The sequence below is a fragment of the Nocardia sp. NPDC050435 genome, from assembly GCF_040655395.1.
Lineage (GTDB): Bacteria > Actinomycetota > Actinomycetes > Mycobacteriales > Mycobacteriaceae > Nocardia.
Genome location: NZ_JBFAJW010000008.1, coordinates 298,589 through 315,534 on the forward strand (window position 1 = coordinate 298,589; position 16,946 = coordinate 315,534).

The following is a 16,946-nucleotide window of genomic DNA, read 5'->3' on the forward strand; positions in this document are numbered from 1 at the left end:
GCGGGCGCACCGGCCCCGCGCCGGTGCGCCCGTCAGGGCCGCACGCGCCGCCCGATCGACGGATAGTCCTCGACCAGGCCGTCCGCGCCGAAAACGATCTCCTCCCGGAACCGTTCGCTCGAGTAGGTCACCACACCGGGGCGGGCGTGCCGGTAGGTCTGCCGGGAGGGGATCACCACCAGGCTCGGCACCGACACCCACGCCATCAGGTGCTCACCGCCGCCGTGCTGCAGGAACCCGCCGCGCAGCACCGGCATCGTGTTCGTCAGCGGCGACAACCCCAGATCGCAGTCCAGCGCGCCGGTGACCGCGGCCGGATCGCCGCCCGGCGACGGCAATTCGACCTGGCCCTTGCTTTCCGCCGCGATGCTCCACTTCCCGGCCGGGCTGTTGGTCAGCTCCAGGGTGCGCGACCAGCCGGTGCCGAAGGTGCGCACGAACAGCCGCTCGGTCACCCAGCGGTCGCCGGTGGTGAGCTCGTACTCCATCTGGTACGGCACCGGATCACCCCGATCGCGGATCCCGTCGCCCGCAGCCGCCCGGCTCCGAGCTCCACCTCCGCCATTTCGGCGCCCTCCGGTTTCACCCATACGATGCCTGTCATTCCACCGACGCTAGCCCGAATCCGGTGGGCCGGTAGGCTTTCAGGCGGTCGCGCCGACGAACCAGCAGGCCGCGGTGTAGCGGACGCGCGCGCCGTCGACAAAAGGTTCGAAGGCCGGGCGGACGGCCTCGACGACCCGGTCGCGGGTCGCCTCGTCCGCGCCCTGCAGGGCCAGGCCGACCGGGCCCAGGGTGGTGAAATACCAGTTCAGGACCTCTTCGGGCATGGAGCACTCGACGTCGAGGCGGTCCACGGTGAGCTCGCGCCAGCCGCTCTCGCGCAGGATCGCCGCGGTGCGGTCACCGTCGGCGAGGCCGAATTGCCCGGGCGCGTCCGGGATTCGGGCGGGCAGCTGCGGCAGCAGAGCGGCGGCTGCGCGCTCGGCGGTGGTCATGAAGGGGTTCTCGTCCAGGTCGCGCCAGGCGATGAAGCGCAGGTGCGCGCCGGGGGCGGCGGCGCGGCGCAGGTTGGTGAAGGCGCGCACCGGGTCGTCGAAGAACATCACGCCGAACCGGGACAGGATGAGGTCGAACGGGGTATCGAAGGTGTGGGCCTGGGCGTCGGCGAGCACGAAAGTCGCCGCGGCGTCGTGCTGGGCGGCCCGCTCGCGCGCCGCGGTGATCATCGGCTCCGAGACGTCCAGGCCGACGACCTCGCTCGCGCCGAGCGCGCCGGCCACGGCCAGCGTGGTGCCGCCGGTGCCGCAGCCGACGTCCAGCACGCGCCGCGGGCCGAGGGCGCGGGCGGTGTCGACCAGGATGTCCTCGAAGGGTTGCAGGACCTCGTCGACGATGTGCTGCGCCCGCACCCAGGCATTGCCCGACTGTCCGTTCCAGCGCGACCGCTGGTCTTCGTTTCGCTGTGTGGCGTCCATGCCTAGACTGTGTCAATTCAAGTCGACTAGAGGTCAACCCGTGGACACCCTGGATATCACCGAAGTCGCGCACCGCACCGGTCTGCCCGCCTCCACGCTGCGCTACTACGAGGAGCGCGGGCTGATCGCCTCGGTCGGGCGCCGGGGCCTGCGCCGGCTGTTCGATCCGGCCGTGCTGCAACGGCTCTCGCTCGTGGCCGCGGCGCGCGGCGTGGGCTTCTCGCTGGACGAGATCGCCGGCATGTTCGGCGCGGACGGGCGCCCCCGCCTGGACCGCGCGGTCTTCGCCGCCAAGGCCGACGAGCTGGATCGCAGGATCGGCGAGCTCAGCGCCATGCGCGACAGCCTGCGCCACGCCGCCGCCTGCCCCGCGCCCAGCCACCTGGAATGCCCCACCTTTCTCGGCATCCTCGACGCCGCCCCGGCGCCGCGCCCGGAAAGCCGGTTCCAGGCCGGCGCATAGCCGAATGCGCTTCGCGCGCAGCATGTTCGAGGAGTTTCGCCCACGGTTTGCCGGTGTGGCCCTTATCCTCGTGAAGCGAGTTCTCCTACGGCAAGCGCACTTCCCCGCGTCACCTATATCGAAGGTGGTCGAGCCATGCGTGAATCCTCTACAGATGTGAGCCCGGAAACCAACGGGCACAACGGTGCCGGGCAACTCAGCCTCAGTACCGCCGCCGCCCGCAAACTGGCCGCGACGACCAAATCCGTACCGCAGATGCAGAGCATCACGCCCCGGTGGCTGCTGGAATTGCTGCCCTGGGTCGAGGCCCGCGGCGGCGCGTACCGGGTGAACCGGCGCATGAACTACACCCTGGGCGACGGGCGGCTGGACTTCCACACCACCGGCGATCGGGTCGAGGTGATTCCGGCCGAGCTGACCGAACTGCCCTGGTTGCGGGCCTTCGCCGATACCGACGTGCTGGACGCGCTGGCCGCCCGGTTCACCCAGCACGAGTACGAGCCGGGGGAGGTGCTGGTGACGGCGGGCGCCGAGGCCCAGGAGCTGCATCTGCTCGTGCACGGGCGGCTCGCCAAACTCAGCGAGGGCGAGTACGGGCAGGAATCGACGCTGGAGATCATCGCCGACGGCGACTACTTCGGCGACGAGGGCCTGTTCGGCCCCGCCGGCACGTGGGACTACTCGGTCAAAGCCACCACCGCCTGCACCGTGATGTCGTTGCCCAAGAGCGCTTTTCAGGAGCTGCTTGACCAGTCGCCGACCCTGCGCGAGCACCTGGACCACCACCGGGCCACCGCGGGCAAGGCACAGAACCTGCACGGCGAGGCCGAGGTGGAGGTCGTCTCCGGTCACCGGGGCGAACCGGCGCTGGCGGGCACCTTCGTCGACTACGAGTTGCAGCCCCGCGAATACGAGCTGAGCATCGCCCAGACCATCCTGCGCGTGCACACCCGCATCTCCGACCTCTACAACGAACCGATCGACCAGCTCGAACAGCAGCTGCGACTGACCATCGAGGCGGTGCGCGAGCGCCAGGAGTACGAGCTGGTCAACAACCGCGAATTCGGCCTGCTGCACAACGCCGACTTCGGTCAGCGCATCTACACCCGCAGCGGTCCGCCCACCCCGCACGACATGGATCAGCTGCTCAACACGGTCTGGAAGAACCCCGGTTTCATCCTCGCGCACCCGGAGGCGATCGCCGCGTTCCGCGACGAGTGCACCCGGCAGGGCATCTCCCCGGAGACGGTGCACGTGCTCGGCGGCCGGGTCTCGGCCTGGCGCGGCGTGCCCATCTACCCCTGCTGGAAGATCCCGATCAGCGACCGGCGGACCACCTCGATCCTGGTGATGCGCACCGGCGAAGCCGAGCAGGGCGTCATCGGCCTGCGCAAGACCGGCCTGGTCGACGAACGCGAGCCCGGCCTGAGCGTGCGGTTCATGAGCATCAACGAGCAGGCGATCGTGAACTACCTGGTCACCTGCTATTACTCGCTGGCCGTGCTGGTTCCGGACGCGCTGGGCGTGCTGGAGAACGTGCAGCTCGGGAGCGTCGATGGCCACCGGGCCTGATCCGTTCGCGCGGGCTCGCCGGCTGATCGACCCGGGCCTGCGCGCGTCGGCGGATCGGATGCGCTCCGCGCTGCGCCGCGTCATCGGCTACCACTTCGGCTGGTGGGACGAGCACGGCAATCCCGCGGACGAGCCCAGCGGCAAGGCGCTGCGGCCGGTCCTGGCCATGCTCGCGGCCGAGGCGGTCGGCGGCACCGCCGAGCGCGCCACCAACGCCGCGCTCGCGGTGGAACTGGCGCACAACTTCTCGCTGCTGCACGACGACATCATGGACGGGGACCGGCTGCGCCGGCACCGGCCCACCGCCTGGGCCGTGTTCGGCGTGCCCGCCGCGATCCTCGCCGGCGACGCGTTGAGCACGCTGGCCACCGAGGCGCTGGCGGCCGACGGCGCGCCGCTGGCCACCGACGGCGTGCGCCGCCTGGACGAGGCGCTGCTGCGCCTCGACGACGGCCAGGCCGCCGACCTGTCCTTCGAGCGCCGGGCGGACGTGCCGCTGGCCGAATGCCTGACGATGGCCGCCGACAAGACCGGTGCGCTGTTCGCAGCGGCGTGCGAACTCGGTGCGATGTCCGCGGGCGCGTCGCCGCACCGGGTCTGGCAGTTGCGGCAGTTCGGCGAACACCTCGGCCTGGTCTTCCAGCTGGTCGACGATCTGCACGGCATCTGGGGCGATCCGGCCGTCACCGGGAAGGCCGCGATGTCGGATCTGCGCGCCCGCAAGAAGACGCTGCCGGTGGTGGCCGCGCTCGGCGCGGGCAACGCGGCCGCGGCGCGACTGGCCGAATTGTATTGCGGTGAAGGGCCGTTGGACGACGACGCGGTGCGCACCTGCGCCGACCTGATCGAGCGGGCCGGGGCGCGCGCCTGGGCGCACCAGGAGGTGGCGCGTGCGCTCGACTCGGCGCTGGCCTGCTTGCACGCCGCCAACCCCGAGCCGGCGGCCGCGGCGCACCTGACGGCCCTGGCCCGGCAATTGAGCGTAGGGCCCACCGCCGCAACGGTTTCCGCATCGGCGGTGAGCCCCGGAGGCTCGCAGTCCGCCCGGCTCAACCCGCACCTGAACGCCACCCGCGCCCACGCCACGGCCTGGGCCCGGGACATGTCCCTGTTCACGTCGTGGTCCGAGCGGCAGTTCGAACGGGAGGACTACGCCCTGCTCTCGTGCGCGATGTTCCCGTCCGCGCCCGCCGCCGAGATCGCGACGATCACCGACTGGAACACCTGGCTGTTCTACGTCGACGATCACTTCGCGGGAACCTACGAGCCGGGCGTGCCGATCCGAACCCAGGTGGCGCGACTCGCCCGATTCATGCCCCTCGACCCCAGCCAGGGTTCACCCCTGCCCACCACGCCCTTCGAACGCGGACTGGCCGACCTGTGGTCGCGCACCGCGCCGGGCATGCCGCGCGACTGGCGGCGGCGCACCCGCGAGCACGTCGAACGCTGCCTGGCCGGAAATCTCGAGGAACTCGCGCACCGGCACGTCGGCAATCCGATCGAATACCTGGAACTGAAGCGCGCCACCAACGGCGCTCCGTGCGTCTCGGGCCTGATCGAATACGCGAGAGGCCTGGCGCTTCCCGAGGCGGTCGCGCACGCTCCCACCCTGCGTGCGCTGCTCGACAGCGTCAACGACGCCAGCATCCTGACCAACGACCTGCATTCCTACGAACGCGAAATCGCGACCGCCCCCGAACCCGCCAACATGATCGCCGTACTCCGCAATTCCCTCGGCTGCGACCCGGACCAGGCCGTCACCATGACCCGCGACCTGGCCCGCTCCCGCCGCGACCGATTCGAGCAACTCGCCGCCATCGACATCCCGGCGATGATCACCGAATACGCCCTCAGCCCGGCCGACACCGCGAACGTACTCGCCTACGTCGAGGCTCTGCGCGACTGGGAACCGGGCTGGCAGGAATGGTTCGCCCACACCGCCCGCTACGGACCACCACCGGCGTCGCACCCGGAGCCGGTCGCACCGCCAGGACCGGTCGTGGCCACATCGATTCCGGAATCGGTCGCGCGGTTGGTGCCGCCTGGATCGGTTGTAGCCGCGTCGATTCCGGAATCGGTCGGGCGGTTGGTGCCGCCTGGTTCGGTTGTGGCCGCGTCGATCCCGGCGCAGTTCGTGCCGCCTGGACCGGTCGTGGCCGCATCGATCCCGGAATCGGTCGCGCGGTCGGTGTCGCCTGGATCGGCTATGGCCGCGTCGATCCCGGAGCCGGCCGCACGGTTGGTGCCGCCTGGATCGGTCCTGCCCGTGCCGACACCGGAATCGCTCGCGCACACCGCGATCCCCGAGCCTGTCGCGTCGGCGGCTGCCCCGGTCCTGCGCCGCTTGGCGGGACCCACCGGACTCGGGACAGGGATGGCCCGGCGGCTACTCGGCCCCTGAACCCGCACCGCCGCAGGGATTCTCAGCTCCCCGAGTGCCCGGCGAGCCAATCCGGGAACTCGGTGAGATCACGCAGGACGACCTCCGCGCCGGCCGCGCGCAAGTCCGCGGCCGAGCACGGCCCGGTGCTGACGCCCACGGCGGTCACCTCGGCGGCCACCGCACCCTCCATGTCGCCGATATGATCGCCGACGTAGAGCGACGCGCCGTGCGCCCGCAGCGCACCGGCCTTACCCGCCGACCACAGATCACCGACGAGATCGTCCACCTGCCAACCCAATTCGTCGAGATGCAACCGCGCGAGCGGCTGGTGCTTCCCGGTGACGACCAGAATCCGGCCGCCACGCTCCCGCACCGCCGCCAGCGCCGCGTCCGCACCGGGCATCGCCGGCACCAGCGGCACAATCGTGGGGTAGAGCTCGCGATACCGCGTCACCAGCTCCGGAATCAACTCGGCGGGCGCCCCCGCATCGGCCAGCAGCATCGGCAGCGGCGGCCCGAGCCGCGCGGCGATCTTCTCCCCGGACAGCACCAGGCCATACTCGTCGGCCAGTGTGTCGATCGCCTTGGCCACACCCGGCTGCGAATTGATCAGGGTCATATCGAGGTCGAATCCGGCAGTCCAGGTCACCCGGCCACCCTAGATGAGCGAGTGCGAAGGCCGGCCGGTGGTCGGCGCCACAGCGTACCGACGAATGAGCAGTACTCGGCTGCGCTCGGGACCTATGTTTGTGCGTCATGATCAGGCCGGAGGGCAGCCATGGCCCCGACGATCAGGGCGCGCGCATCCTGCCCGTGAACGGCTTGATCCTTGAGCCGATGAAAAGCCCTCTCGTACAAGGCGAGTTCGCTGGGCTGGGTGATGGTCAGCTCAGCGGAGATGGTCTCGACCTGCACCATGCGGGTGTCGAACATGACGAAGTTGTTCGTGGGCGCGGTGTAGTCGTGCGCCGAAGGGACGATGCCCAGCACGACGCGAGGCAGGGACATCGCCGTGAGCAAACGGTCCATCTGCTCGAGCATCACCTCCGCGGTGCCGACGCGGGTGCGGAGAACCTGCTCCGCGATGATGAAGTAGAAGCGGTGATTACCCCGGTACAGGACTTGCTGGCGTTCGAGGCGGGCGGCCAGGCCGGCGTCTATCTCGTTCGCCGGTTCGTCGCAGAATTCGAGGACGGTCCGCAGTAAGGCTTCAGCGTAGGGCGGCGTCTGCAACAGGCCTGGCACGAGCACGGGTTCGTACCAGCGCATGAGGTTTGTCCTGGCCTCGGCCGCGATCGACAGTTTCTGCCTGTGTGGCAGGCGCATCCGACGCCATTCGCGGTACGCGGTTTCGACGTTGCGCAGATTCGCGAGGAGGTCGGGTACGTGATCGGCGCCGCGGGTGTGGATGCACCACACGCGCACGTCGTCATCGGTCGGCACCTGCCTGCCGTACTCGATCTTCGAGACCTTGGACGGGGGCCAACCGGCAAGCTCGGACAGTTGTCTACCGGTCAGCCCCGCATCCTTACGCAGGTTGCGCAGGCGCTCACCGAACGCCTCGCGAGCCACTTTCGCGGTAGTGGTCACGCCTTGACGTATTCGCCGTGCGGAACGGCCTTGTCCCACACTCGATTCCACACCGCCCGCGCGTGGTCGACCATGACCGGGTCGTGGCTGATGCCCCATCCGAGGTATCGCCCTGACGGCTCGAAGACGGTGAAGGCGAGCGTCCGGTCGTCGAGCAGCCAGAAGTCGTCCGTGGTCAGTTCGGACGGGTCGATGAGGTGACGGGGCAGGTACCGGATTTCCTCGCCGACAGCGATGTTCTGATTCGACACGACCAGGCCCCACCGCGTGTAGTCGGTGTGTGGGTGGGTGACGACCCGGGCACGTCGAACAACTCGGCCCGTCTCCGTGACCTCTCGGATCAGATTCCACCAATCCTCGCCCCACGCGTAGTCGTCGGGCTCGCCGCTCATGAACTTGCGGAATGGTTCGGCTTCCTCGGGCGTCTCATAGGTGTCGAGCACTTCGAGGTGATAGGCGCTGTGCTCGCACGATCGGAGCAGGTTGTCGATCTCCTCACCTTGCAGAAGCCGCATGAATCCACCTCTCCTGTCCTACGGGAACCTCGATGCTGGTCTCGTGGTCCGGGGTGTTCATCTGGGCCAGCGCGGCGACGTTCGTCACCGGAGTACCCGTCAGGATGAACGTGCCGCGTCCGGTGTCCTCCAATGCCGCACCCACGCTGGTCCCCGGGCGGGTGTGGGCGAGTAGCCGGTGCGGGATCTCTACTTGGTCGGGCCGGCCTTCCACCTTCCAGCTCTGGATGACGTACGTGTCCCGGTTCGTGGCGAAGACCGTTGGGCTCCCGCCGTTCTGCGTATTCTTCCCGAGGAACGTCAAGACCAGCGGTGTGTCTTCACTTCGGATGTTTCGTGTGATTTCTTCCATGTAGTCGATCGTCGGACACCAGGAGAAACCAGTCAACGGAAATCGTACCGGCGAGAAATTCGGAGAAATATCGTTCAGATTGTCGCGATCAGGTTCTTAGCGTCATCGGCAATGGGCCGGGTGAGCTCGACGTTCGGTCGTTCACCCGGCTCAGTGCCACTCCGCGAAAGGGCTTGGCGTGCAAGACGAACAGTGCCACGTACGCATCAGATTCGGCCCCCACGTACTCGACTACTGCGCAGCGAGGCGAGCAGCGATTCGATTCGCGAAGGACGTCGGTGAATGGCTCGGCGTTCCGGTGCTGATAGACGATGCCGTCCGCGCGGACATGCCGCCACTGCCGTGCGAGTCACTATGGTCGTAGCCGCCTTCGGTGCCGCCCCACCATGCGGGATCACGTGCGGCAGCGGGTGCCCCGCGCGGGCACCTGCCCGTCGAAGAGGAAACCGAGCACGATCCCGTCCACGCATTCGGACCCGTTGTCGAAGGCGATGTGACCCGCGTGCTCGTTCACGACGAGCACGGCGTCGGCCAGCGTCTCCGCCACGTGCTCCGCGTCTTCCAGGGGTGTCGCCGGATCCTCGGTGTTGTTGACCAGCACGATGGTCGGCGCGCCCGCGGCGCGCACCCCGGCCGAGGCGCGGGTCGGTGGCACCGGCCAGAACAGGCACAGCGGCGTGCTGAACACGCGGTTCGCGCCGAACAGCGGGCCGGATCGCGAGTAACCCTCGGCCACCCGGCTCAGCGCCGCCATGATCTGGTCCTCGGATTTCGAGCGGTAGTCGGCCGGATCGTCGTTGGCGCACTGGATCGCCCAGAACGCCGGGTCCGCGCTGGAGAACCGGCCGTTCTCCCGGCCCACGTAGCGATCGGCGAGCGCGGCCAGCGCGGTGCCGTTCCCGCGTTGCGCGGCGACGATCGCCTGTTCGAACCGCTTCTGATAGCTGCTGTCGTAGGTGGTTTCGAACAGGCCGAGCAGCGCCAGGTTGGAGCCGAGCCGCCGTCCGTCGTCGACCGGAATGGGGTCGGCGTCGACCTTGTCGATGAGCGCGCGCAGGGCGGTCATGGCGGCGGCCTGGTCGTGGCCGAGCGGGCAGTCCGAACGGGCCGTGCAGACGCCGAGCATGTCGTAGACGACCTGGTCGCGTGGCGCGAGCCGGGCCGACACCGGAGTCCGGGTCGACTCCTCGAACTCCCAGCGGTCGGTGCTCGAACTAGGATCGTCCACCGAATCCAGCAGCATCCGCCCAACCCGGTCCGGGAACTCCTCGGCGTAATACAGGCCGAGGCGCGAGCCGTAGGAGAAGCCGAGATAGTTCAGCTTCGCCTCGCCCAGGGCCGCGCGCATGACGTCCATGTCCTTGGCGACGAACTCGGTGCCGACGAAACCGAGCAGCCGGCCGGTGTTGCGCAGGCAGGCCGCCGCGTAACCGCGGTGCGCGGCGGCGACTTTCGCGAGCTGGTCGGGCGTGCTGGGGGTGAAGTCGGTGGCGTAGTAGGCGTCGGTGGCCCGATCGTCGAGGCAGCGCACGGCCGCGGTGCGCCCGACGCCGCGCGGGTCGAACCCGACCAGGTCGTAGCGGACGCGGAATTTGCGCAGCCCGGTGTCGTCCGGGTCGAGGGCGTCCAGGATCTGCTGGTAGCCGGATTCACCGGGCCCGCCCGGATTCATGGTGAGCACGCCCAGCCGGGACTCCGGATTGGTGGCGCGCAGCCGGACCAGGGGCATCGTGATGGCCTGCGCTCCGGGATTCGCGTAGTCGACCGGGATCCGGATGTCGCCGCAGTCGGCCTCGGGCTGGTCGGCGCACGGCGCCCATTGCACGCGCTGGGTGTGATAATCGGCCACGGTCGGCAACGGCGGCGGGGCCGCCACCGGATGGCCGGGCACGGTGGTGAGGCTCGCGCACCCCGCCGTCAGCGCCAGTGTCATGATCGTGCCCGCCATAGCGAAACGGCGTCTCACCCTGCCCCCTGCTCTGTTCGTCCGCGCCTGCCGCACGCTCTATTTTGCGGCACGACGGCGCACCGCACGGTTGCAGTTCGGACGCGAGCTCCGGTGCGCGCCGGTAGTTTTGAGAGATCGTCGCGCAGAAAGGCCCCCGCCGGATGCCCTCCGATCCTCTCGCGGCCCCGCTGGCGCTGTTCCAGCGCACCGCCGCCACCGTGCCCGCTTACCAGAAATTCCTCGGCGACCACGGGGTGGACGCCGCCCGAATCACCGACGCGGCCGCGTTCGCGACCTTGCCGCTGGTCACCAAAGCCAATTATCACCAGCGTTTTCCGCTGCCCGAGCGCTGCCGCGACGGCGATCTGAGCGGCTGCGACATGATCGCGGTGTCCTCGGGTTCCACCGGCACGCCCACCTTCTGGCCGCGCGCGATCGGCGACGAAGCCGCCGCGACCCGGCGCTTCGACCAGGTCCTGACCGAAGGCTTCGGCGCCGCCACGCGGCGCACCCTCGCGGTGGTGTGCTTCCCGCTCGGCACCTGGGTGGGCGGCGTGTTCACCCTGGGCTGCCTGCGCGCGCTGTCCGGGCGGCTGCCGTTGACCATCGTGGCGCCCGGCAACAACAAGGCCGAGATCCTGCGCGTGCTCCCGGAATTGGGGGAGCACTTCGACCAGATCGTGCTGTTCGGGTACCCGCCGTTCCTCAAGGACGTGATCGACACCGGCCTGCGCGCGGGGCTGCCGTGGTCGCGCTACGCGGTGAAGCTGGTGTGCGCTGGCGAGGTGTTCAGCGAGCAGTGGCGCGACCTGCTCGGCGTGCGCGCGGGCCTGGACCCGGCCCGCGACGTGGCCGCGCTCTACGGCACGGCCGACGCCGGCGTGCTCGGCAACGAGACGCCGCTGAGCGTGGCGATCCGGCGGTTCCTCGCGGCCCGGCCCGCGCTGGCCGCGCAGGTGTTCGGCGGGCAGCGGCTGCCCACCCTGCTGCAATACGATCCCGCCGACCGCTACTTCGAGACCGTCGAGGGCACCCTGGTGTTCACCGCCGACGGCGGGGTGCCGCTGATCCGCTACCACCTCGCCGACGACGGCGGCGTCCTGGCGCACGCCGAACTGCTCGCGCTGTGCCGGGCACACGGCTTCGACCCGGGGCCGGGCCCGGACCTGCCGTTCGTCTTCGTGTTCGGGCGTTCCCTGCACGCGGTCTCGGTGTTCGGCGCGAACGTCTTTCCCGAAACCGTCGCCCTCGGCCTGGAGCAGCCCGCGATCTGCGAGTGGGTGACCGGCAAGTTCGTGCTGGAAGCCTGGGAGGACGCCGACCGGAACCGCTTGCTGCGCATCACCGTCGAACTCGCGCCCGAGGCCGCCAACACGGCCGAGCGCACGGGGCTGGTCGCCGCCGCGATCCGCGCCGCGCTGCTCGATCACAACAGTGAATACGCCGCTTACGTTCCCGCGGAACGGCAATCGCCGCACGTGGAACTGCGACCCGCGGGTGACCCCGACTACTTCCCGGCCGGGGTTAAACACCGCTACACCCGCTGAGCCCCGCCGATCAGGCGGATTCGGGTTCCGCGCTCTCGTCGGCGAACGAATGATGCTCGTGCAGCACCGTCCAGCGCCCGTCCTGCTTGCGCAGACCGAGGGTGAGACGCAGCCGCTTGGCCGGATCGGCGGCGAACTCGGCCGCCGTGCCGCACAGCAGCAGCGCGTAGGCGAAGGCCACCTCCGCGCCGGCCACGATGTCCAGCGAGACGATGTCGAAGGTGCCACCGGCGGCCTGCCAGTCGAAGAAGCCGGGCCACACGTCGCGGTAGGCGTCGATGCCGCGCACGCCCTCGTGCGGCGGCGGCACGTCGAACATCACGATGTCGGGCGCGTGATCGGCCAGCACGGTCGGCAGGTCACCGGCGTGCACGGCGGCCGCCCACCGTTCGATCAGGAGCCGGATCTGCTTTTCGTCATCGGACATTGCCGCAGTGTGTCACACCCGGCCGACATCGCGCGCCGACGTGGCCAGCACCGAATTGCGGCGGCTGTAGCCGAAATACACCGCCAGCCCGATCGCCACCCACACCGCGAAACGCACCCAGGTCAGGCCGTCGAGCGTGAGCGCCATGAGCGCACAGCCGAGCAGCGCGAGGATCGGCAGCAGCGGCACCAGCGGCGTCCGGAACGGGCGTTCGCGGTCGGGTTCCAGCCGGCGCAGCACCAGCACGCCCGCGCAGACCACCGCGAACGCGGACAGGGCGCCGATGTTCACCAGCTCCACCACGATGTCGATCGGTACCAGCCCGGCGATGGCGGCGCTGCCCGCGCCGAGCAGCAGGGTGAGCCGCACCGGGGTCGCGTGCGCGCTGGTAGCGGCCAGGCGGCGGGGCAGCAGCCCGTCCCGGCACATGGCGAAGGCCAGGCGCACCTGCGCGTAGACGATCAGCAGCACGCCCTTGGTCAGCGCGATGATCGAGGCGACCACGATGACGTTGCCGATCCAGCCGATGCTCAACGCGCCGAAGGCGGTGGCGATGGGTGCGCTGTTGTTCAGCGACGCGAACGGCGCTACACCGGTCAGCACCGCGCTGACCAGTGCGTAGAGCACGGTCGCGAGGAGCACCGTGCCGATGATCGCGAACGGCACGTCCTTCTTGGGATCGCGCGCCTCCTCGGCCGAGGCGGCCACCACGTCGAACCCGAGGAAGGCGAAGAAGGCGATGGCCGCGCCGCCGACGATGCCGCTCCAGCCGAACGGCGCGAACGGAACCCAGTTGCCGGGATCGATGTGCGGCGCGCCCACCGCGACGACGAGCACGAGCACGCCGATGGTCACGCCCACCAGCAGCTTGGTGATCTTCGCGGTCAGCGTCACCTCGCCGACCAGCACCGCGACGATCGCCGCGATGATCAGGACGGCGGGCAGATTCACCACGCCGCCCTCGGCGGGCGCGGCGGTGATGGCCTGCGGCAGTGTGATGCCGAACAGCGAGTCCAGCGCCGACACCGTGGTGCCGGACCAGCCGATCGCGACCGCCGAACCGGCGATGACGAACTCCAGCAGCAGATTCCAGCCGACCAGGAACGCGGGACCCTCGCCCAGCGTCGCGTAGGTGTAGGTGTAGGCGCTGCCCGACACCGGAACCATTGCCGCGAGTTCGCTATAGCACAGTGCCACCAGCACGCAGACCAACCCGGCCAGCAGGAACGACACCACGATCGCGGGCCCGGCCTTCTCGGCGGCGGCCACGCCGGTGATCACGAAGATCCCCGCGCCGACGATCGTGCCCACGCCCATCGCGGTCAGATCGAGCCGGCTCAGGCTGCGCTTGAGCGCGCCGCCCCCGGTCGAGACGACGTCGTCGGGGGTGCGACGGCGCCAGCGCCGATCGTGTGCGGTGGTCATCGATTCCTCTCGCGGGCGGACTGCGGTTCGAAGAGAACCGACCAGTCATTCTGGTCGATGCCGCGCCGGAAACGATAACCGGACGTTAGCGAGAGTGTCGAACCGCTCAGCCGGCCCGCTGCGCCGCCTTTTCGGTCTCGGCGAGCGCGGACTTCCATTGCCGGAAGCCCTCTTCGGTGCGGCCCACCCGCCAGTACCCCGAGATCGAGGACGCCCACTCGGCGGTGACGCCGCGTTCCTTGCGGATGTAGGGGCGCAGCTCGTGCATGACGGCGCGGGCCTCGCCGTGGATGAAGACCTGCACCTGACCCTCGCGCCAGGGTGCGACGCGAACCGCGGCCGCGAGCTGCTCGCCGGGGGCGCTCTCGCCGCGGTGCAGCCAGGTCACCCGCACGCCCTCGGGCGCCTCGAGCGCGAGTTCGTCCGCCGGGCCGCCGACCTCGAGGAAGACGTAGCCGACGGCGTCGGCGGGCAGGGCGGCGCAGGCGGCGGCGATGGCCGGCAGCGCGGAGTCGTCGCCGGCGAGCAGGTGCCAGTCGGCATCCGGGCGCGGGGCGTACGCGCCGCCCGGGCCCATGAGTTCGATCGTGTCGCCGGGCTGCGCGGCGGCGGCCCACGGACCGGCCACGCCCTCGTCGCCGTGGTAGACGAAATCGATGGCGAGCTCTTGCGCCGCGGGGTCGATCGAGCGCACGGTGTAGGTGCGCAGCACCTCGCCGTCGGGGCCGGGGAAGGCCAGTTTCACGTAGGCGTCGGTGAAGTCGTTGGGCTGGAACGCGGCGAAGCCGGGTCCGCCGAGCTGCACCCGGATCATGTGATCGGTGATCCGGATCGTGTTCTGGACGGTGAGTGTGGTGCGGGGGCGGGCCAAAAGATTACCTCCGTATTAGGGTTACCTAAGTAGGCTACTCATAGACCGATAGCTCGTCGACATACGCCTGATATGACGGAAGTCACTCCCGCCCCGCCAGTGCGGCGGTCAGCTCCGCGAGATGGTCGCGCACCGCACCGACCTCGAGCAATCCGCTCTGCGCGGTCGTCTCCGCGTGCGCGGGGGAGAGCTGTCGCTGCGCCTCCCGCATGAGAGCGACGTCGTCCACCGCGATCGCCGCCTGTGCGAGTACCGCCCACAGCAGTTCGAACAACAGATCGCGCGGGGGAAACTCGATGTGCCGCAGGGCTGTTCGGGCTTGCTCCACCTCGCCCCGCGCCACCAGCAGGGTGGGCCGAACCCACTGGGCGTACGGCCCCCAATCCGCCTCCATCGCGGCGATCCGTTCCGAATCCCGATGGCGCAGCGACACAATCAGCTCGGCCAACGGCAGCAGGCCCCGCTGCAATCCGGGCATCCCCGCCTCCGCCAGCGGCACCGCGGCCCGCCGGTATCCGGCCACCGCCGTCTCCGCATCCGTCGTCTCAGCCGCCCGCAACGCCCGGTACCACTGCGTGAACACCGCGACCAACGGCAGATCGTGCCGCGCCGCAAGCACATCGACGGCTTCGGCATGCCGATCGGCGTCCTCCCGCTCACCCAGCCCGCACCGCGCCTGCAAGCAGACCAGATGCCCCAGCACCGCATAGGTGGTCAGCTGATTCCGCTCCGCCACCGCCAAGATCTCCCGCCCCACCCGCTCCCGCCGCCCCGCCAGCCCCGCCCGCTCGAAACTCTGCATGAACACCCCGTTCAACGCGAACGCCAGCAACCCTGGATCCCGCAGCCGCCGCGCGATCTCCTCGGCCTCCCGAGCCGCCCGCAACGGCCGCCACCCGGCCCCGCTCGCGTCATCGGCCGGCCTGATTTCCGCCGCGTTCGGCGATTCCGGCCCACTCGCATCGCCGGGCCGCGGATTGCTGTTTTCCGCGTTCGCCGGTGCGTGCCTGGCGGCGTGGTCGGCCGGTTGCGGCGTGAAGTCCGAGCCGCCGGGTTGTGGTGCGATCTGCGCTTTTTCGCTCGGAAGCTCCTTTCCGGTGTCGTAGGCGCTTTCCGGCTTCGATGCCGTGGGCTCGGTCGGCGAGGAGCCGGTGGGGAGGAGGCCGCGGGACTCGACGGCGATGGTGGCCAGGAGGCGGGCGCGGGCGGCGTCGTTGTGCGCGGGCAAGCGGAGCAGGGTTTGTTCGGCGGTCGCGACGAGCCGGGCCGCCTGGGCGGGATCGTCGGAGCGGGTCCAGATCGCGGGGACGTCGTAGATGCCGATGACGCGGGCGGTGAGCTCCGGGTCGCCCAGCTCGGTGGCCGCGGCGACGGCCGCGAGGTGGTGGGTGCGGGCGGCCTCGAGGCCACCGGCGCCGGTGACGGCGAGGTCGCGCATGAGGGCGGCGGTGGACTCCAGCCTGGTCCGGGCGCGGCCGGTCACGGTGCGGTCGTAGGCGGCCCGGGCCTGCTCCCAGACCTGGGTGGCGGGATCGGCCGGGTCGAGGTGGTCGGCTTGGCGGAGCAGGTCGAGTTCGAGACGGCGCAGGCGCGGCCCGGGATCGATGCCGAGGTGCTCGGCCAGCATCCGCCGCGCCCGCTGCACCACCGCGAGCGCGTCGGCCTGGCGGCCGGCGCGGTAGAGCGCGGTGGCCAGCAGCAGCCAGGCCTCCTCGCGCCACGGGTGCTCGGCGACATGCGCGTCGAGGTCGGGCACCGCCGCGGCGGCCGCGCCCAGATCCAGCTGCGCCGCGGCGCGCCGCTCCACGGCCAGCAGCCGCTGCTCGGTGAGGCGGGAGCGTTCGGCCCGCGCCCAGTCCGCGTCGGCGAAGTCGGCGTAGGCGGGGCCGCGCCACCAGTCCAGCGCCTCGGTCAGCACCGGAAGTGCCGCTGCCGCAGGGAGATTCGCGGCCCGGCCGAGCGCCTCGTCGAAACGCCACGCGTCGACCGCCGCGCGGTCGGCTCGCACCGCGTAGCCGGGCCCCTCGGTGACCAGCAGTCGCGCGGGCGTGCGCGGCGGCCGATCGGGCTCCAGGGCCCGCCGCAGCCCCGCGACGAAGGTCCGGATCGCCCCGACCGCGTCGGCGGGCGGCTCCTCCCACAGATCGTCGACCAGCCGCCCGACCGGCACCACGTGCCCGCGCGCCACCAGCAGTCGCGCCAGCACCGCGCGGTGCCGGGGGCCGCCCAGCGCCACGGCGTCGCCCGCGTCGTCGTGCGCGGTCACCGGTCCCAGCACCTCGAAGCGCATCCGGCCAATGTAGTGCGCGTTCATCGGTTACTCATCGAGCGGACGCAGGGTGGGTCCCGATTCGCCCGTCACGACCCGAGGAGAT

The 16,946-nt window shown here is 70.4% G+C and carries 15 protein-coding genes; 4 read left to right on the top strand and 11 right to left on the bottom strand.

The features are described from left to right. Positions 1-32: 32 nt before the first annotated feature. Entirely contained in the window at positions 33-590 is a 558-nt protein-coding gene (locus tag AB0I43_RS25145) for a putative glycolipid-binding domain-containing protein (protein ID WP_357432682.1), read from the bottom strand. 54 nt (positions 591-644) lie between these two features. Then, entirely contained in the window at positions 645-1,478 is an 834-nt protein-coding gene (locus AB0I43_RS25150) for a class I SAM-dependent methyltransferase (protein WP_356974316.1), read from the bottom strand. Between the two features lie 40 nt (positions 1,479-1,518). On the opposite strand from AB0I43_RS25150, the gene AB0I43_RS25155 reads away from it, so the two are divergent. From AB0I43_RS25155 to AB0I43_RS25165, 3 genes are all read left to right on the top strand, one after another. Beyond that, positions 1,519-1,941: a helix-turn-helix domain-containing protein gene (locus AB0I43_RS25155; RefSeq protein WP_356974315.1), complete on the top strand. Its 423-nt coding sequence runs from the start codon at positions 1,519-1,521 to the stop codon at positions 1,939-1,941. A 135-nt stretch (positions 1,942-2,076) separates the two neighbouring features. Continuing rightward, positions 2,077-3,513: a family 2B encapsulin nanocompartment shell protein gene (locus AB0I43_RS25160; RefSeq protein WP_356974314.1), complete on the top strand. Its 1,437-nt coding sequence runs from the start codon at positions 2,077-2,079 to the stop codon at positions 3,511-3,513. Continuing rightward, positions 3,497-5,914, top strand: a complete 2,418-nt coding sequence (locus AB0I43_RS25165) for a polyprenyl synthetase family protein (RefSeq protein WP_357432683.1) — start codon at positions 3,497-3,499, stop codon at positions 5,912-5,914. The genes AB0I43_RS25160 and AB0I43_RS25165 overlap by 17 nt, the downstream gene beginning before the upstream one ends. A gap of 22 nt (positions 5,915-5,936) precedes the next feature. On the opposite strand, the gene AB0I43_RS25170 is transcribed toward AB0I43_RS25165, so the two are convergent. From AB0I43_RS25170 to AB0I43_RS25190, 5 genes are all read right to left on the bottom strand, one after another. After that, entirely contained in the window at positions 5,937-6,545 is a 609-nt protein-coding gene (locus AB0I43_RS25170; RefSeq protein WP_356974312.1) for an HAD hydrolase-like protein, read from the bottom strand. Between the two features lie 92 nt (positions 6,546-6,637). Next, the gene (locus AB0I43_RS25175; RefSeq protein WP_356974311.1) at positions 6,638-7,486 is read right to left on the bottom strand and encodes a helix-turn-helix transcriptional regulator; all 849 of its coding nucleotides are present in this window, start codon (positions 7,484-7,486) and stop codon (positions 6,638-6,640) included. After that, positions 7,483-8,001: a DUF6879 family protein gene (locus AB0I43_RS25180; protein ID WP_356974310.1), complete on the bottom strand. Its 519-nt coding sequence runs from the start codon at positions 7,999-8,001 to the stop codon at positions 7,483-7,485. The genes AB0I43_RS25175 and AB0I43_RS25180 overlap by 4 nt, the downstream gene beginning before the upstream one ends. After that, complete coding sequence (locus AB0I43_RS25185; RefSeq protein ID WP_356974309.1) at positions 7,982-8,353, bottom strand: hypothetical protein; 372 nt, start codon at positions 8,351-8,353, stop codon at positions 7,982-7,984. The genes AB0I43_RS25180 and AB0I43_RS25185 overlap by 20 nt, the downstream gene beginning before the upstream one ends. 394 nt (positions 8,354-8,747) lie before the next feature. Beyond that, positions 8,748-10,301: an alpha/beta hydrolase gene (locus tag AB0I43_RS25190; protein ID WP_356974308.1), complete on the bottom strand. Its 1,554-nt coding sequence runs from the start codon at positions 10,299-10,301 to the stop codon at positions 8,748-8,750. Positions 10,302-10,462: 161 nt separating this feature from the next. Between AB0I43_RS25190 and AB0I43_RS25195 the strand changes: the two genes are divergently transcribed. Next, positions 10,463-11,848: a hypothetical protein gene (locus tag AB0I43_RS25195; protein ID WP_356974307.1), complete on the top strand. Its 1,386-nt coding sequence runs from the start codon at positions 10,463-10,465 to the stop codon at positions 11,846-11,848. A gap of 10 nt (positions 11,849-11,858) precedes the next feature. Here AB0I43_RS25195 and AB0I43_RS25200 read toward each other — a convergent pair whose 3' ends face one another. From AB0I43_RS25200 to AB0I43_RS25215, 4 genes are all read right to left on the bottom strand, one after another. After that, the gene (locus AB0I43_RS25200) at positions 11,859-12,275 is read right to left on the bottom strand and encodes a nuclear transport factor 2 family protein (protein WP_356974306.1); all 417 of its coding nucleotides are present in this window, start codon (positions 12,273-12,275) and stop codon (positions 11,859-11,861) included. Positions 12,276-12,287: 12 nt separating this feature from the next. After that, positions 12,288-13,700, bottom strand: coding sequence for an amino acid permease (locus AB0I43_RS25205; protein WP_356974305.1), 1,413 nt, complete (start codon positions 13,698-13,700; stop codon positions 12,288-12,290). A 106-nt stretch (positions 13,701-13,806) separates the two neighbouring features. Further along, a complete protein-coding gene (locus AB0I43_RS25210) occupies positions 13,807-14,571 on the bottom strand; it encodes a siderophore-interacting protein (protein ID WP_356974304.1) in 765 nt (254 codons plus the stop codon). Between the two features lie 82 nt (positions 14,572-14,653). After that, complete coding sequence (locus tag AB0I43_RS25215; protein WP_356974303.1) at positions 14,654-16,885, bottom strand: AfsR/SARP family transcriptional regulator; 2,232 nt, start codon at positions 16,883-16,885, stop codon at positions 14,654-14,656. Positions 16,886-16,946 lie beyond the last annotated feature (61 nt).